The organism is Clostridium moutaii (genome assembly GCF_041205085.1).
GTDB lineage: Bacteria > Bacillota > Clostridia > Clostridiales > Clostridiaceae > Clostridium_B > Clostridium_B moutaii.
In genome coordinates, this window is the sequence record NZ_JBGEWD010000012.1 from 33,100 (window position 1) to 50,585 (window position 17,486).

The 17,486-nt window shown below is 32.2% G+C and carries 17 protein-coding genes, 1 riboswitch and 1 other annotated feature; of the genes, 2 read left to right on the top strand and 15 right to left on the bottom strand.

What is annotated here, in order from left to right:
* Positions 1-82: 82 nt before the first annotated feature.
* The 7 genes from AB8U03_RS12480 to AB8U03_RS12510 all read right to left on the bottom strand — a co-directional run bounded on the left by AB8U03_RS12480 (position 83) and on the right by AB8U03_RS12510 (position 5,442).
* Positions 83-1,066, bottom strand: a complete 984-nt coding sequence (locus AB8U03_RS12480) for an ABC transporter substrate-binding protein (RefSeq protein WP_369704883.1) — start codon at positions 1,064-1,066, stop codon at positions 83-85.
* Positions 1,059-1,802, bottom strand: a complete 744-nt coding sequence (locus tag AB8U03_RS12485) for an ABC transporter ATP-binding protein (RefSeq protein WP_369704884.1) — start codon at positions 1,800-1,802, stop codon at positions 1,059-1,061. The genes AB8U03_RS12480 and AB8U03_RS12485 overlap by 8 nt, the downstream gene beginning before the upstream one ends.
* The gene (locus AB8U03_RS12490) at positions 1,771-2,556 is read right to left on the bottom strand and encodes an ABC transporter permease (protein ID WP_369704885.1); all 786 of its coding nucleotides are present in this window, start codon (positions 2,554-2,556) and stop codon (positions 1,771-1,773) included. The genes AB8U03_RS12485 and AB8U03_RS12490 overlap by 32 nt, the downstream gene beginning before the upstream one ends.
* A 246-nt stretch (positions 2,557-2,802) precedes the next feature.
* Positions 2,803-3,636, bottom strand: a complete 834-nt coding sequence (locus AB8U03_RS12495; protein ID WP_369704886.1) for an energy-coupling factor ABC transporter ATP-binding protein — start codon at positions 3,634-3,636, stop codon at positions 2,803-2,805.
* Positions 3,637-3,649: 13 nt separating this feature from the next.
* Positions 3,650-4,429, bottom strand: a complete 780-nt coding sequence (gene cbiQ / locus AB8U03_RS12500) for a cobalt ECF transporter T component CbiQ (RefSeq protein WP_369704887.1) — start codon at positions 4,427-4,429, stop codon at positions 3,650-3,652.
* Positions 4,430-4,432: 3 nt separating this feature from the next.
* The gene (locus AB8U03_RS12505) at positions 4,433-4,771 is read right to left on the bottom strand and encodes a hypothetical protein (RefSeq protein ID WP_369704888.1); all 339 of its coding nucleotides are present in this window, start codon (positions 4,769-4,771) and stop codon (positions 4,433-4,435) included.
* 2 nt (positions 4,772-4,773) lie between these two features.
* Positions 4,774-5,442, bottom strand: a complete 669-nt coding sequence (locus tag AB8U03_RS12510; RefSeq protein ID WP_369704889.1) for an energy-coupling factor ABC transporter permease — start codon at positions 5,440-5,442, stop codon at positions 4,774-4,776.
* 153 nt (positions 5,443-5,595) lie between these two features.
* Positions 5,596-5,768, bottom strand: a riboswitch (cobalamin riboswitch).
* A 254-nt stretch (positions 5,769-6,022) separates the two neighbouring features.
* On the opposite strand from AB8U03_RS12510, the gene AB8U03_RS12515 reads away from it, so the two are divergent.
* Positions 6,023-6,418, top strand: coding sequence for a ferritin family protein (locus AB8U03_RS12515; RefSeq protein ID WP_369704890.1), 396 nt, complete (start codon positions 6,023-6,025; stop codon positions 6,416-6,418).
* A gap of 49 nt (positions 6,419-6,467) precedes the next feature.
* Here the strand turns inward: AB8U03_RS12515 and AB8U03_RS12520 are convergent, their stop codons facing one another.
* From AB8U03_RS12520 to AB8U03_RS12535, 4 genes are all read right to left on the bottom strand, one after another.
* Positions 6,468-6,983, bottom strand: a complete 516-nt coding sequence (locus AB8U03_RS12520; protein ID WP_369704891.1) for a tryptophan transporter — start codon at positions 6,981-6,983, stop codon at positions 6,468-6,470.
* Between the two features lie 150 nt (positions 6,984-7,133).
* Positions 7,134-7,374: a binding site (T-box leader), on the bottom strand.
* Positions 7,375-7,454: 80 nt separating this feature from the next.
* Positions 7,455-7,892 (bottom strand): CBS domain-containing protein, encoded by a 438-nt coding sequence (locus AB8U03_RS12525; protein ID WP_369704892.1) that lies wholly within the window; start codon positions 7,890-7,892, stop codon positions 7,455-7,457.
* Between the two features lie 204 nt (positions 7,893-8,096).
* The gene (locus AB8U03_RS12530) at positions 8,097-8,276 is read right to left on the bottom strand and encodes a hypothetical protein (RefSeq protein WP_369704893.1); all 180 of its coding nucleotides are present in this window, start codon (positions 8,274-8,276) and stop codon (positions 8,097-8,099) included.
* Between the two features lie 237 nt (positions 8,277-8,513).
* Positions 8,514-8,909 carry an HNH endonuclease gene (locus AB8U03_RS12535; protein WP_369704894.1) on the bottom strand — a complete coding sequence of 132 codons (396 nt, stop codon included), beginning with the start codon at positions 8,907-8,909 and terminating at the stop codon, positions 8,514-8,516.
* Between the two features lie 538 nt (positions 8,910-9,447).
* On the opposite strand from AB8U03_RS12535, the gene cls reads away from it, so the two are divergent.
* Positions 9,448-10,875 carry a cardiolipin synthase gene (cls, locus tag AB8U03_RS12540; protein WP_369704895.1) on the top strand — a complete coding sequence of 476 codons (1,428 nt, stop codon included), beginning with the start codon at positions 9,448-9,450 and terminating at the stop codon, positions 10,873-10,875.
* Positions 10,876-10,928: 53 nt separating this feature from the next.
* On the opposite strand, the gene AB8U03_RS12545 is transcribed toward cls, so the two are convergent.
* The 4 genes from AB8U03_RS12545 to AB8U03_RS12560 all read right to left on the bottom strand — a co-directional run bounded on the left by AB8U03_RS12545 (position 10,929) and on the right by AB8U03_RS12560 (position 17,427).
* Positions 10,929-12,929 (bottom strand): fructose-1,6-bisphosphatase, encoded by a 2,001-nt coding sequence (locus AB8U03_RS12545; protein ID WP_369704896.1) that lies wholly within the window; start codon positions 12,927-12,929, stop codon positions 10,929-10,931.
* 140 nt (positions 12,930-13,069) lie between these two features.
* A complete protein-coding gene (locus tag AB8U03_RS12550) occupies positions 13,070-14,584 on the bottom strand; it encodes a phosphohexomutase domain-containing protein (protein WP_369704897.1) in 1,515 nt (504 codons plus the stop codon).
* Positions 14,585-14,752: 168 nt separating this feature from the next.
* A complete protein-coding gene (locus AB8U03_RS12555; protein ID WP_369704898.1) occupies positions 14,753-16,933 on the bottom strand; it encodes a heavy metal translocating P-type ATPase in 2,181 nt (726 codons plus the stop codon).
* Between the two features lie 266 nt (positions 16,934-17,199).
* On the bottom strand, positions 17,200-17,427 hold the full coding sequence (locus tag AB8U03_RS12560; protein ID WP_369704899.1) for a heavy-metal-associated domain-containing protein: 228 nt from the start codon (positions 17,425-17,427) through the stop codon (positions 17,200-17,202).
* Positions 17,428-17,486: the final 59 nt, after the last annotated feature.

The window sequence follows — 17,486 nt, forward strand, 5'->3', positions numbered from 1 at the left end:
TAAAGTTTTATAAACTATTGAATTCATGACAAATATGAAAAAATCACTGAAATCTTATTAAAAAATTCCAGCGATTCTATTTCTATTTATTTAAATTATAAATAATTGATTTAATATCTATAGTTTTTTTAAGCATATCATTTTGTTTCAGAAAATCTTGAGTTGCTTCCAAGTCCTTCATATCTGCATCTGTTATTTTAGGATTGAAATCATACCATCCATACATCTGTTTTACCTGATCTATTGATATATTTGTTTCTTCCGATGCCAGCCTATAAGTTTCATCAGGGTTATCCTTCATAAATTTTAAACTTTCATCATGTACCTTCATATACCTTTTAGCTATATCTTTGTGTTTATCTAAAAAATCCTTCCTTGCGGCTATAACTATGGTAGCATCAAGTATTCCCTCTCCTGTAGTTATTACATGAGCTCCCTTTGCTTCCGCCTGAGGTACTGACGCACCTGCTACAAGTGCCACATCCACATCTCCTGCCATTAAAGCGGAAACAGCCTGAGGTATTCCCATGTTTATAAATTGTACATCATTTATTTTCATATTTTCTTTGCTCAAGGCTCCAAGTAAAAGCTGATGAAGTATAGTTCCCTTAGGACCTGCCACTTTTTTGCCCTTTAAATCTGAAATCTTAGTTATGTTTTGATCTTTGCTCATTATAGTAAAAGCTTTAGGCGCCCTGCTGTACATACCTATTATTCGTATAGGTACCCCATTTGAAGCAGCTAAAATAACCGAAGTAGCTCCTATTGCATTTGCAAAATCCAGAGATCCTGCTGCCATAGCTTCAGTCATCTTTCCCCCCTCAGTTATTTCGGGAAAAGTAACCTTTATGCCATCTTTATCAAATTCTTTCTGAAATAAATTTTCCTTTTTTTCTACAATAGATGGTACATTCAAAGGTGATTTTACATAAGAAATATTTACATTCTTTAGTTTTTCCTTTGCTGTACTGCTTCCTTTAGTACTGGATGACCCACAACCTGCCAATACAGCTGATGCTAAAAATACACTAGATAAAATGCATACTAATTTTTTAACTCTATCCAATATTATTCCCCCTAAAATTATTTAAAATTTTTTCTTTTATTTTTACAAATCTTATGGAAGTTACATCTCTATAATAATCTAAAGGTATAGGTATATCATTGACTACACTTCCATTTTCAAGCACTATTACCCTTTGTCCAATATAAACGGCTTCTTCTACATCATGTGTTACAAAAATAATAGTCTTGTCATTTTTTATAAATATATTTATAAATTCATTCTGGAGTTTCCTTCTGTTGAATGCATCTAACGCCCCAAGAGGTTCATCCATTAAAATTATTTCGGGATCATAACACATTGTCCTTCCAAGAGACACCCTCTGTGCCATGCCACCTGAAATTTGAGCAGGATAGGCATTCCTGAAGTTTTCAAGTCCAAACATATGCAGATATTTATTAACCTTTGTTCTAACTTCATCTTTATTTTTGTTTTTTATGAGTGAAAATGCCATATTTTCTTCCACAGTAAGCCAGGGCATAAGTCGCGGTTCTTGAAACACTATTCCTATTTTATTGGATTTATTATTATCCTTACTTATTATCTCCATATCACCACTAGTTTTTTGTTCAAGTCCACATAGGATTCTTAAAAGAGTGGTTTTTCCACATCCACTTCTACCAACAATTGTGACAATTTCTCCATCTCCTATAGAAAGATCTACGTTGTTTAAGGCTTTCACCTTCTTATTTTCTATATTAAATATTTTATGTAGATTTTTTATTACAAGCTTTTTCACTTTGTGCTCCTCTCCTATAAGGACTTAAAATAAATTTATTTGCTACAAACAAAAAAATATAATCTATCCCATAACCAAGCAATCCAATAGAAAAAATTCCTACAATTATTATATCAGGCCTTGAAAGTTGCTCCGCATCCATTATCATATACCCTATTCCAGAAGATGCCGCTATAAGTTCTGCTCCCATGAGTGCCCTCCAGCTATAACCAAGTCCCAGTTGAATTCCTGTCACTATAGATGGAAGCGCCTGAGGAAAAATTATTTTAAAAAACTTATCCCAGGGGGAAAATTCAAATACTTCTCCAACCTCTAAAAGATTTATGTCATAATTTAGAACTCCATTTAACGTATTTGAAAATATGGGGAAAAAAGTAGCCAAAACAATTACTGCAAGCTTTGAAGTTTCGCCTATGCCAAACCAAAGTATTAAAATTGGAATAACGGCAATTGGAGGTATATGCCTTATAAATTCTAACATTGGATTAAAATAAGGCATAAGCTTTTTATTCATTCCAACTAATACAGCCAGTGGAAAAGCTATTGCAAAAGTTATGCCAAATCCAGATGCAACCCGTAAAAAGCTCACCAAAAGATTTTTTAAAAGTATTCCCTTTTTTATTAATTCCAGTGCAGCTGTTATTATTTCCGCAGGTGATGGAATTATGTAATCGTTAAAAATATGAAGTTTGGAACCTATCTCCCATATTGCAAATACAATTAAAGGTATTGCAATGCCTTTAAATTTTTTCATCTTATTTTCTTCCTATCTTCCCAAAATAAAAAACCTTCCCTAAAAATCAGGGAAAGTTTAGATTGCCATCTAATAACTACTAAAATAATATTTACATAATTCCTTTAGATCAGATGTATAAATCTTCTCTCTCAGGTCCATTGCAAATATCATAAATCCATAGGAATACCCCGGAAATCCTCTAAAATATCCCAAATAATGAAAACGTATATATTAGTATTTATTATAACACTATATCTTTTCATGTCAATTTTTATTTTGACTTTCTAAAACATTTTTGGCCTGACTGATAGTAAGGGGTAGAGTATCTACATTTATTGCTCCATCTCTATCTAGAATTTCAACTAAATGAGCTACTCTTGGAAGCCTTAAATCGATTTTTCGAATAAATTCTTTTTGATTAAACACTTCCTGGGTTGTACCTCCCTTTACAATTTTCCCTTTATCCAAAAGATAAACTGTATCAGCTAAAAGAGGAACTGTATCCACATCATGGGTGGCAAAAATCAAAGTAATTCCAAGTTTTTTATTTATTACATCAAGAAGTTTGATTAATTTATATACTCCCCTGGGATCAAGAGCTGCCGTGGGCTCGTCTAAAACCATTACTTTAGGCTTCATGGCCAGGACACTTGCAAGTGCAATTCTCTTTTTTTGTCCTCCACTTAAATTATGTGGGCTTTTGTCATCATAACCTGTCATTCCAACCACCTTCAATGACCATGCTATTGTATCCTCCAATTCTTTCCCGCTCATACCCATGTTCAAAAGCCCATAGGCAATTTCCTGTCGAACTGTAGAATTAAAAAGCTGATCATCAGAGTCTTGAAATACCATGCCCACCATACGCCTTATTTCAACTAAATTCTTTTTACATACCTGAAGTCCATTTATTGTAATAGTGCCCGATTTAGGCTTTAAAATTCCATTAAACAGATGAAAAAGAGTGGATTTACCTGCACCATTTGGGCCAAGTATTGCTACCTTTTCTCCACTTTTTATTTTCATATTAACATCTTTAAGTGCCAAGCTTCCATCACCATAAGCATAGCTGACTTTGTCCACATCAATAAGTTCCATATATTATTCTCCTTTAAATGAATATATTTGCAATAATTAAAGCTGCCAATAAAACTGTTCCTAATATTCCAAAGCGAAAGTCCTTAGCTGGAATGGGGTATGTAAAAAATTTAGCTTGTTTACTCTCTTCGTTATATCCTCTTGACAACATGGCATTGTAAACCCTCACACTGCGATCTAAGGATTCTATTATGATATACACTGCTATTTTCCCCGCATCTTCAGCACGGTGCATCCAGCCGGAATTATCCCCCATGCGGCTCAATTGAGCATGCCTCATACTTTTTCCCGTATCCTCAATTATAAATATATATCTGTACATCATATCGGCTAAATCTATCATAATTGAAGGTACTTTAAATATTCTGAGTGTTTCAAGTATTTCAATCATCGGAGTGCAGAAAGAAAGTACACATGCCAGGCTAACCGCTGTCATTATTCTAAGCATTAACAAAATTCCCAGTACAAGACCTTCCCCGTAGATATTAAAATGATATCCTGCAAATGGAATATAAGTTAAAACATGTTCTCCATTTGTAAATAACATGCTTGCAAACACAAGCCAAGCTATACTAAAGGGCATAAGAAGCCTCTTTATAAGTCTTTTCCAGGGCATATTCAAGGTATAATATCCAATTATAGAGAGTACCCACAGAGAAACTATTAGATACCAGTGTGAAAAAAAAGTTACAATTATAATTGCACTTAAAAACAATGTTGTTTTTACCCTTCCATCCAAACGGTGTAAAAAACTTTTATTACCAGATATTTTACCAAATGAAGATAGTTCCATAATTTATTCTTCCTTTAACGATTTTTTATTTCTAGCTGATTCACCAAATAATTTTTCCCAGTGATGTCCCACTATTAAACCTGAAAAAAAACCTGCTACAGTAAATGCTCCTACCTGTGCATCACCAGGTAATTCAATAAAGGGTTTGTGCTTATTGGATGCCATGGTATTTACCTTATCATCTGTACCTCCGGCTTTCATTTTATGATTGACCATATATTTTGATGCCCCAAATATAACAATAAATATAATTATCATTACTATTAATACAACCCTAGTAAATCCATCTAGAAATTTAACGCTTGTACCCTTTCCATTTTTTATATTATCACTTGATTCCATAATTATTTTGCCTCCTCCTTTCTAAGTACACCCGGCAACAAATCAGGACGCCTTTTTACCATGACCTGAAGAACCAATGCTGTAAATACTGCTTCTGCTATAGCTAAAGGCAATTGAGTAGGACCATAACCTAAAAAGAATATCATCCACTGTTTAACTAAAGGAACATTTCCATGCAAGCTGATTGCAAGTTCAAGAGCAGCTACCAAATATGTAACTATATCTCCCACAAAACCTGCCACTCCTGCGGCCAGCCAAATCGGGCTTTTAAAGTATCTGAATAGTTTCCATGACAAATATCCTAAAATTCCTCCTGCTATACCCATGGAAAAAGTGTTTGCGCCGATGGTGGTTATGCCTCCATGTCCCAGGAATATTGCCTGGAAAAACAATACTATAGCTGAGATAACACCAGTTGCAAAAGGTCCCACGATAATAGCCGCCAGTGCCGTACCACAGGGGTGAGAACTGGAACCAGTTACAGGAACAGGAATATGCATAACAGATATAATAAATACGGCTACACCTACCATTGCCAAAAAAGGTTTATAATATAAGTTCTCTTTAACTCTTTTTTTTATCTCTTTAACGCCCGGTATCATAAATATAGCACTTATAGCATACCATGTTCCCCAAGCCTGTGGTGATAAAATACCATCTTCAATATGCATTTCTTATTACCTCCAATTTTAGATTTAAAAATCAATTTTAATTCTAAATAAAAATTTAACCCCTTAGCTAGAAGCGCTGAGGGGTTAAAATTTATAAAAAACAATATAAATTTCTATATTACAGTCACCTCCCTATCACTCGTAGAGTTTAACGGTTTCCAAATAATATAGGCAGGTCTTCTGACTTGGGATCATCATCCTTATAACCTTCCCAGTTTCCCAGTGGTATATCTATAAGGACTCCTCTTTTACAGCGGCGGGACCGTGTAGACTTCTCATCTAACTTCCCTTTTAAGTAAAAATACACCTATATATTTTAATATTATTTTTGTCATATTTACTTTTAAAACTATTACATGTAACAATTAAGTTAAGTTTCTCACAAATTTATTGTACTGTCAAGCTGTAATTAAAGTCTTAAATACTTGTCAAAAATGCTTTACAATATAATAGTAAATATTACATAATTATTACCATAAACTTCTGAGGGGTAATAAATTGGAAACAGAAATAAATTTTAATTATCTCATAACGTCAGTAAGAAATTGTTGTTGATGTAAAACTAACTTATGAAACAACCTTGGGAGATACAGAAGGCACTGATGTCCAAAGATCAATAAAGCAAACCTTTAAAGGTGAAACAAAAGAAGCTGGTTTATATACTGCTATAGCACGTCAAGCTCAAAGGCAGGGATATGGAGAAATTGCAGAAATACTAAAAGTTCTTGCAAAAGAAGAAATAGAACATGCTGCCACATGTGCTGAATTAAACAATATGATAGCGGGAGATTGCTTCCAGGATATAAGACAGATGCTGGAAGGAGAAATTTTTGCAAATAAGTCAAAACGTGAAGATGCACTTCACTCGGAAGAATTAAAGGTTCATTCTGCAAGAGAGTTTTTTAACTCTGCTTCTAAAGACAAAGGCCGTTATGCCAGAATACTTGAAGGAATATTAAAAAAATATAATAAATAACTTAAAAAATCAAGGGATATAAAATCACACCCTTGATTTTTTTAATAATTTATATTTGTTTTACTGCCCCTCTTTTTACTGCTACATTTATTATATTAAATAAAACTGCACCCACTATGGTATTTACAACAGCTGCGGGTAAAACTACAGTTAAAAATAATGCCGTAAAGCTAGTCCCAAGTCCTACTGTAAGCAAAACCACAGTTAAAAATGCAGTACCACTTACTATTGTTCCAATTGCTGTAGTCAATACAATATTTATCTGATTATTCACTTTATCCCTAAAAGGTTTTACTAAAATAAACATTACATTTATAGTTATGAATTTGTCAATTACATTTGCAAATTGTCCTCCGGGAAAAGTTGTAGTTGCTGCCGCTAAAATACCTGCCACAACACCCGAACAAACACAAGTCTTGTAATCCCTGTTCAATATAAGTATTATAAAAAGCATGGCAAGAGATATATCTGGTTTCATTCCAAATAATATTGGAGGCACAACTTGATGCAATACTGCACCAATCGCAAGCAGTATAGAATTTATAATCATTTTTTTTAAGTTCATAATTGGCACTCTCCTAAAATTATAATTTTAAATATTAAACCCTAAGCCAATCCCTAAGTTTATACAATAATTGAGAGAGAAATATTTCTTTCATAACATAATAAACACCACCAATGTCTATATTTTTCCATAAAAAAACTCCATCCTAAAAACTAGGACGGAGATATCCGCGGTACCACCTAAATTGTGTCTATTAAACACCCCTTTTTCAGATACAAACATATCCTATCCGTTATAACGTACGGCTAACGTTAACCACTACTTTCTACCTGAGTAGATTTCAATTTACTCCTCTTAGGTCCATTCACTACATATCCAGTATTGAGATTTCACCATTCTCAACTCTCTATAACTTAATTATATAGTTACTCTTCCTCGTCAAAGGATTTAATATTTAAATTAAGTATATGATATCACTTGAATTTTATAATGTCAACATGTATTTTTATAGAAGAATGATTTTAATTAAAATCATTCTTCTATTTTACCAGCTAGGCTGCAATTTTTATTAAATAACCCTTTATAACAATAATTTATTATATCACTTCGTTTTATAATTCCTATAAATACATCTTTATCATCTATGACTGGTACGAAATTTTGATTTACAGCAAGTGATATCAAATCTTTCATATCAGAATTAATTCGAACTGATTTATTGTTCATCCGCATGGAAATTTCTTTTAGAAGTACCTTGTCTGTATTCTTAAAGTTCAAATCAGGAGTGTTTTTCAACTTCCAAAGTAAATCTCCTTCTGTGAGCGTACCCACATATTTACCTTTATTATCAATAAGTGGAATAGCTGTATACCTATACAACTCCATTCTCTCCAGTGCTTGTCTCATAGTTGAGTGTGGTGTCTCATAAACTACATCTGCCTTAGGTGTGAGAAAAAATGCTATATTCATATATTTCTACTCCTTAATATCTTTATTTTAATGCTAAAATTCTGTATTTCTTTTCAAGTCATTATAATAACTCAATTAGACAGCTAGAATGTTCATCGAAATTTAAGCCTTACTAATAGGCCAATTATCACTACTAATATTTATTATAGAAAAATATAGATTCCAGATAATAATTGACCTAACAGCATAGGATTTTAGTAAATACTACTTCGAACATTCAGCTTCTACTTGAAGTAATTTTCTAAGCACGTCCTCTATATTATCCACTAACTTTTCATCAATCTTTACATTGTCCTCATTTACAGCATCAATTGCAATTTTCAAGCCTTTAGTTATATTACTTATTTCCTCCAGCGTTAACAACATAAGTATATTCTCTTTCATGTCAATAACCCCCTTATCTAACTTAATTTTTTTGGAAAGCGACTATATCCATTATCCCTTTATTTTATTTTGTAAAATTTAAGTTAATATAAAGTGCTTATTTAGAGATAATTTTATTAATTAGTGTTTTAGTAGATATTTTTATAATAACTTGCAAGTTTAAAATGATCAACTTGCAATTTATCTTTAATTTCATTTAATACCCTTACTATAAAGTGTATTTTGAAACAGCTGTTATTAGAAATTTGCTATAAAATCATAATATTCTTCCATCATATATTCTGTGTATGTCTTTCTCCCCATAAGTCTGTATATCACATCAAAACTTCTATATCCCTCTTTATATAATTTATATTCTTTTAAAAGTTTTTTTAACATACCCTTATTTATTTGAAGAAGGGTTACTAATTCATCCAACGTATAAAACTCCTTACAAAGCAATTCTTCAAGCTTTTTCTGCATTTCCAGTTTATATTCTAAATCCAACTTTTTATTTTTATGCGGTCCGTATTCTCCCCTATGATGTTCTGGACATAAATATTTAAAATTCAAAGGAAAATCTACGCCTCCCTGACTTCTATAAACTATATGATGCTTATCCGCTGGTTTACCACATACTTGGCATTTTAACAATTTCTTCCCTCCCAGTTTTTATAATGGATTTTATTATAATTTATATTAACATTATAACACAGGTTGTACTGTATTTCACTTATAAAAATTTGTGAAATTTATTTGAATTATTTCTTATTATTTTTTAAATTTTTAATAAAAACTATTAAAAGGAAAATAAATAACACTACAAAAATAGGTACTGCAGAATAATATATTATTTCGTCAAAATCAAAATTCATCAGTTCAGTCCCCTTTATTATATTTTCTATTTATAGAATTTCTACACTGAAAATAAAAATCCTTTAAAAAGTAAAAAATTATTTTTATCCATACATTTATAAATTTTGTAAATATATATGTTATAATAAAAAAATTACTTATAATATTTTTATTTATCCAATGGATATCATTGCTAAGGCCGCAGCTTTGCAAGGTGTGGATAAGCAATTGCTGTGACCCTGAATGGTTCAGGTACGGAAAAGTATTCCTTATGGGCAAACTCCGCTTAAACCCAAGAATCACTTGATAAAATCAAATACTCAGGAGGTAATAAAAAATGCGTAATATTTTTTACCTTACATTTTTAATTAACGCCATACTATCTATAATCGTTATAATTTTGGAAAGAAAAAATCCTGAAAAAACAATTGCCTGGTTAGCTGTTTTCATACTATTACCGCCTTTTGGTTTAATAGCTTACATGTTTTTGGGAAGAAACTGGAAAAAGCACAAACTTCATGACCAGACAAATATAAACATAGAGGAATTAATATATGAAGCTACAAAAAACATAGGAGACAATACTTATACTCCCCTAATTGAACTTCTTTCCAAAAACAGTGAATCGCCTTTATTTACAAACAACTCCATAGTGCTATTTAAAAATGGGTTGGAAAAATTCATCTGTTTAAAAAAAGAGCTTTTAAAAGCAAAACATCATATTCACATGGAATATTTTATAATAAAAAGTGATGAAACAGGAAATGAAATAAAGGACATATTGATAAAAAAAGCCTTAGAAGGAGTAACTGTAAGACTTATACTTGATAGGGTAGGATGTATAAAATTAAGCAAAAATTTTATACAGGATCTAAAAAAAGCTGGTGTCGACTTAGTGCAATATTCATATTTCTTAGCTCCAATTTTAAGACATATAAATACTCAAATAAACTATAGAGATCATAGAAAAATAGTAGTTATCGATGGCAAGGTGGGCTTTGTAGGTGGAATAAATATAGGAAATGAATACGTCGGGAAAAGTAAATATGGCTATTGGCGCGATACTCATATAATGGTAAAGGGAGATTTTGTATTGGGCCTCCAGGCTGTATTTATAGATGACTTTGCTACAATAAAAGCTGCAAATGAAGAATACTTTTTCTATGATGGAAATTTTGAAGAATTTTTTCCCCAGGCTTCCTCTAATAGTAATAACAAATTAATGCAACTTGTAAAGAGCGGCCCGGATTCTGAATTTCCAGCTATCGAACAATCAGTTTTAAAAATGATAAGTATGGCTAAAGAACATATCTACATTACCACCCCTTATTTTGTGCCTACAGAAAGCATATTGAATGCAATCAAAGTTGCATCCTTAAGCGGAGTAGACGTACGTATTCTATTCCCTGGCAGATATGATCACATACTTGTATACTATGCATCCAGGACTTATCTTGAGGACTTAATTAAAAACGGAGTAAAAGTTTATTTCTACAATAAGAACTGTTTTGTCCATTCTAAAACCACTAGTATAGACGGCAAAATATGTACTATAGGCACTGCCAATATGGATATAAGAAGTTATGAATTAAATTATGAGATAAATGCAATGATTTACGACCAGGAAACCACAGAGGAACTTGAAAACTTATTTTTTCAAGATCTTCAAAACAGCAAGAGGATTTCTGATAAATACTTTGACAGTTTATCACCTCTCATTAAAGCTTTTGAGGCTTTTTGCAAAATATTTTCTTCATTGTTATAACTGCTTCACGGCAAATATTAAGATTGCTGTGAAGCAGCTATCAATCTATAACCTCATTCCACCTGGTTATTATATTCTTTGATAAGTCCCTTTCTGTAGGCTATTAAAAGTTTCTCCAGATCGGCTATCTGTTTTTTAAGTTCTTTTCCTATATCCGTATCTGCTACTCTTTTTCTTTTAGCTACATGTTCCAAAATTATTGTAGATGATATAATATCCTTGTCCTCTTCTATAGCATTTTTTATAGCTGAAAAAGGTTCGTGAGAAGTAAGTAATAATCCATAGGAATTATATATTAAAGTATATCCTGCAATTCCAGTCTCAGGCTGATATGCCTTGCAAAATCCTCCATCTATTACAAGCAGTTTTCCATTTGCCTTTATGGGGCTTTCACCTTCCTTGGTCTTTACTGGAATGTGTCCATTTATAATATGGGAGCTATCTGGGTCTAAATTGAATTCCGATAATATATTTCTACATACCTGCTCATTGTCCCTATATTGATAATAATAGTTTTTTGGTTCGCAATGAGCCTTATCATCATCAATGAAATATCTTTCAAAAGTGGTCATCCTGATTTTTCCAAACATAGGTGAATCCTCTCCGCACCACATATACCACATCATGTCCATAGCATATTTTTTGCCCTTGCTATTGCATTTAAGGAAAAATGCATCCCTGGCTATACGATCATATCTGTCTAAAAGTTCCTTTCCCCTGTAACTTATTTTTCCTATCTTGACTTCTCTAAGACTCCCATCCTTATTCAGCGGAATGCATCCATGATAGAGAAGATTTGAATTATAAACTAAATACATACTGCCTTTTCCATATAAAAATTTAATATGTCTCTGTAGTTTTTCACTGTTTACAAAAGAGCTAGTCAGCTTTTCAATAATTTCCTGTTCTCTATCCGTCAATTTATAAGGATCATTCCAGTCTACAGTAGGAAATTCAGTGTCATTCAATTTATAAATATGACCATATATACTTATTTCCCATTTTTCTCTATTTATTTTATCCAGTAATAACCTGTCTTCCATTTTAAATTCAGGATGTCTTTTTATTATCTGACCTTCTATTTTAAACTGCATTATAGATATGGCCTTATGCATTTTTGCCAATAACTGAAGCTCATTTTTATTTATATCCTTGTCTAAAGTTTTAGGAATAAAATTTTTACAAGGATCATTATTATAAAATTCCAAGGCAAAAGTTGCAAGAGGAAGCAGATTTATTCCATATCCATCTTCAACAGTATTTAAGTTTGCATACCTAAGTGATATTCTCAATACGTTAGCTACACAGGATCTGCAGCCAGAAGCCGCCCCCATCCATAACATATCATGATTTCCCCATTGAACATCTACAGAATGATGCTTCATAAGCGCATCAACTATGATTTCAGCTCCAGGTCCCCTGTCATATATATCCCCTATAATATGCAGCCTATCAACTACTAATCTCTGTATTACATTTGAGATTACTATAATAAATTCAGGAGCACGATCAATATCTATAATAGTCTTTATTATACCATTATAGTAAGCTTGTTTGTCCACTCTGTCATCCTGCTCATGAAGAAGCTCTTCTATTATATATGAAAAATCTTTGGGCAAAGCCTTTCTAACTTTAGAACGAGTATATTTTGAAGATACATTTTTACACAATTCAATTAACTGATATAAGGTTATTCTATACCAATCCTGTAGATTCTCTTCTTTTTCCTTAATTAACTCCAATTTTCTTTCCGGATAATATACTACTGTTGCCAGTGCCGCCTTTTGTTCCTCTCTCAGTGAATTTCCAAATACATCGTCTATTTTTCTCTTTATTACTCCAGATGCATTTCGAAGCATGTGAGTAAAGGATTCATACTCCCCATGAATATCACTTATAAAATGTTCCGTAGCTTTAGGCAGGTTCAATATAGCCTGAAGATTTATAATCTCCGTACTTGCACTGGATATTGTTGGATATTCCCTAGATAATAATTGAAGATATCTTAAATCTTTTTCTATTATATCTAAATTGTTATCATCATAGAAAATCATGCTTGTTTTCTCCTTCTTAAATATTATAGATATAAAAATGATATACTATATTATATTATAGTATATCATTTTTAACATGTATAGTATAAATTGCAGGATTTAATATAACACATCACTACATATATCTTAAAAATATACGCTTATTTAAAGCTATTAATATTTAAATCTTTATAATTCATTAAAAAGGATTTTAACTTATCTATGATTATTTTTGATCCTCCTGTAACGTCCGATTCAATATTTAGGCATAATACTGGTTCGTGAAGTGAAAGCCTCAGCAAAAACCATCCATCTCCATTTGACCTGTCACAATCCACTCTTATTCCCTCGTAATTATGAGGTGCTACATTCCATCTCTTAATTTCTTTTACATATTTTCCTAAATTTTCTATTATTTTAAAGCCATAATCTTTAAAATTCTCATTTAAAATATCAAATCTAAATTCTAAACTCTCCAGGGGAATCTTTAAAGTATCTATTAAACTTTCTATATTTTTTCCCTTTTCTTGTATTTTGGCCATTTTCACCAATATTTTGGCTATTAAATAAGCTCCGTCATCTAAAAAATAGTTCTCCTTTAGAGCTGCATGACCTGAAGTCTCAATGGCTAAAAAGCACTTTTCCCCTTCATGGTTTAACCTTATACCCTCGTTTATAACATTTCTATAGCCTCTTTTAAATCTATGGTGTTTTCCACCTAAATTTTGAATAAATTCATTTAGCCCTTTTGAAGTTACAGAATCAGTGACTATAGTAGTACCTGGATGTTCTTCCAAAACTATGGAAGATACTAAAGCTATCAGTGTATTTCTGTTTATACCTTTACCACTGTCATCTACAATAGCTGCCCTATCCACATCCGCATCAAACACTATACCCATATCTGCTTTATTTTCAATTACTGCACTTTTTATAGATTCCATGGCTTCTTTAGCCTCCGGATTCGGGATATGATTGGGAAATCTTCCATCTGGATCAATGAATTGGCTTCCATCAGTCTCTGCTCCCAAAGGTTCTAAAACCTTACTTGTAAAAAATCCCCCTGCTCCATTACCTCCATCTACAATAATTTTAAATCCCAATAACGGTTTGTCATAATTGATCTTTGAATTTATACCTTTTCTGATCTTTTTAACCAATAGATTGGAATATTCAGTTATAAAATCTACTTTTAAAATTTTACCTTTATCACAGGTTATTTTACAATTATTATTTGAAGCCTCTGTCAATATATACTTTATATCTTCCTTCTCACACCCACCACTTTCAGTAAAAAATTTTAATCCGTTATAATAATATGGCAAGTGACTTGCTGTTATCATAATAGAACCCTGGCATTTATAACTAGGGTGCACAGTAGTCATAAACATAGCTGGTGTAGTGCAAAGATCACAATCATATACAGTACATCCTAAATTCAAAAGTTCCCTTGATATAACATCTTTAAGCTCAGGACCTGACAACCTTGAATCCATGCCTACTGCAATTTTTAGTTTATCGCTTCCTATACCTTTTTTGTTTTCAAGCCATATTACAAATCCCCGAATTATCTTCTTTACCCTTTCAGCAGTCAAATTTATATCTTTTTCCCTATTTTCAATGGCGATTCCTCTTATATCCGTACCATTTTGCAACTCATACAACTTTTCTAGCATATTTGTCCTCCTACTCTCCAATTCTTATATATATTATATAACAAAATACAGAGCATACACATCCCCATATGGCAAAATATCTCCAATTACTTCTTTCCTAAATTCACAACAGGCAGATGCTTATATAAAGCCCTGCCTGCATAGTACAATTTTCTTGATATTCTCAACTTATTCATTGTCAAATTTCATGGTTCTCATGGAATTCAACACTGCTATAAGGGCAACTCCCACATCTCCAAATACAGCTTCCCATATATTTGCAATTCCCACAGCTCCCAAAATCATAATTATAAACTTTACCCCTAGGGCAAATACTATATTTTGTGTAACTATTTTTTTTGTGTTCCTGGCTATTTTGATGGCCACTGATACTTTAGAAGGTTCATCCGTCATTATAACTACATCTGCAGCTTCTATAGCCGCATCTGAACCAATACCTCCCATAGCCACTCCCACATCTGCTCTTGCAAGTACCGGAGCATCATTAATTCCATCTCCTACAAATATTAATTTCCCATTTTTACCGTTTTCATTATATATTTCTTCTAATTTTTCTACCTTTTCATCTGGGAGAAGCTCCGCATACACCTCATCTAACCCAATACTTTCAGCTATCTTTTTCCCCACCAAAGAATTATCTCCAGTTAACATTGCCACTTTTTTTATCTCTTGATTTTTTAAATCTTTTACTGCCTTTCGAGAATCTTCTCTCAGCTCATCAGATATGATTACATACCCAACATAGCTGTTATTCAAAGCCACATGCACTATAGTCCCCACTGACTCAACCTGCTCACATAAAATTCCTTTATCAGACATAAAATTTTCGTTTCCCGCTAATATTTCACATTCATCTATGGTGGCCCTTATGCCTTTACCTGGAATTTCACTGTAGTCTTTTATTAAATTTCTTTCTACTTCTTGGTTATAAGCTTTTAAAATGGAGACGGCAATAGGATGATTAGAATACGCTTCCGCAAATGATGCATATTTCAAAACATCCTCCTCCTTAAAATTACCATAGGCTTTAACTTTTGTGACCTTAAATACTCCTTTAGTTAAAGTTCCAGTTTTATCGAATACAACTGTATTTACATAATTTAATGCTTCTAAATAATTCCCTCCTTTTATGAGAATGCCATTTTTAGAAGCACTTCCTATACCTCCAAAAAATCCTAGAGGCACGGATATAACCAATGCACATGGACAGGATACAACTAGAAATACCAATGCCCTGTAAAACCAAGTTGAAAAAGTTGCCCCGGTTACCAAAAGTGGTGGCAGTACTGCCAGCATAAAAGATAATACAACTACTGCGGGAGTATAATATCTGGCAAATTTAGTTATAAAATTTTCAGTAGGAGCTTTTTTACTGCTGGCATTTTCAACCAAATCCAATATTTTGGCTACAGTAGATTGTCCAAATGCTTTAGTTACTTTTACAGACATGACTCCATTTTTATTTATAAATCCTCCCAATACCTCGTCATCTATGGAAACCTCCCTAGGAAGTGATTCACCAGTCAGCGCTGAGGTATCTATCATAGAATTACCCTCTACTATTTCTCCATCCAGAGGTATTTTTTCTCCAGGCTTAACTAATATTATATCTCCCACATTTACATCTTCCGGATCTACTTTCTTTATCTCACCATTTGATTTTACGTTGGCAAAATCCGGCTTTATATTCATCAAATCAGATATAGACTTTCTAGAATGATCTACTGCTCTATCCTGAAAATATTCACCAATTCTATAAAACAACATTACTGCCACAGCCTCTGGGAACTGTTTAATGCAAAAAGCCCCAATACTTGCAATGCACATTAAAAAATTTTCATCAAACACCTGACCTCTGCCTATATTCTTAATCGCTTTTAATAACACTTCTTGCCCGATTATAAGGTAGCTTATTAAATATAATGCCAATTCTATTCTAAATTGAAACTTAAAGATTATGGCACTGGCATAAATCAGAACACCTATACCCAAAATTATATTTTCAATATTATACTTTTTTTTCTCAGAGCCATCTTCGTTTTTTTCTAATTCACCGTTTTTCATCTCATATAATACCTTTACTTCTGGTTCTATTTTGTGGACTATTTTTTCTATCTTTTTTATAACACAATCCAGTTTTTCTTCATCTTCCAATTGTACAATAAGTTTTTTAGATAAGAAATTCAAATATGCAGTTTTTATTTCGGGAATATTTTTTACTTGATTTTCAATTTTATTAGCACAATTGGCACAGCATAAATTTTCCAGCATGAACTCTCTCTTTTTATTATTATCTTTAATATTTATAATTCTACTGTCATTTAGCTTTCCATCAGCAACGACATTCATTTAAGTTCCCTCCCCCTGTTATTTTTATTCCGTTCTAATAGTTCCTTTTACTTTTCAAAGTTTTAGCAAAATCGAAATTATGAGTATGTAAGTATAAATATACATATGAATATATGAGTACTTGTTCATATGTTTATACCATTAGTATATTTTAATACTTCATAAATGTCAATAATTTATCTAAATGAACCTGAATAAATTAAAACAGCCAATGAAAAATTGTTCATTGGCCATTTTAATATTCAATTAAGACATATTAAATTTGCTTATTCTATGCTTTTTACTTCATAACCTGCATCCTTGACAGCTGCTTCTATATCAGAGTTATTGATTTCAGACGAAGATTTTATAATGGCAGTCTTACTGTCCAAATCCACCTTGGCATTTGAAACACCTTCTATTGACTCCAATGCTGACTTTACATGATTAACACAATGCTGACAGCTCATTCCCTCTACATGTACAATCTTCTTTATCTTTCCTTTAAAAAACATAATTACACCTCTTTATATTTTTATATTTATTTTAAATTGGCAGCCATAATTAAGCTGTC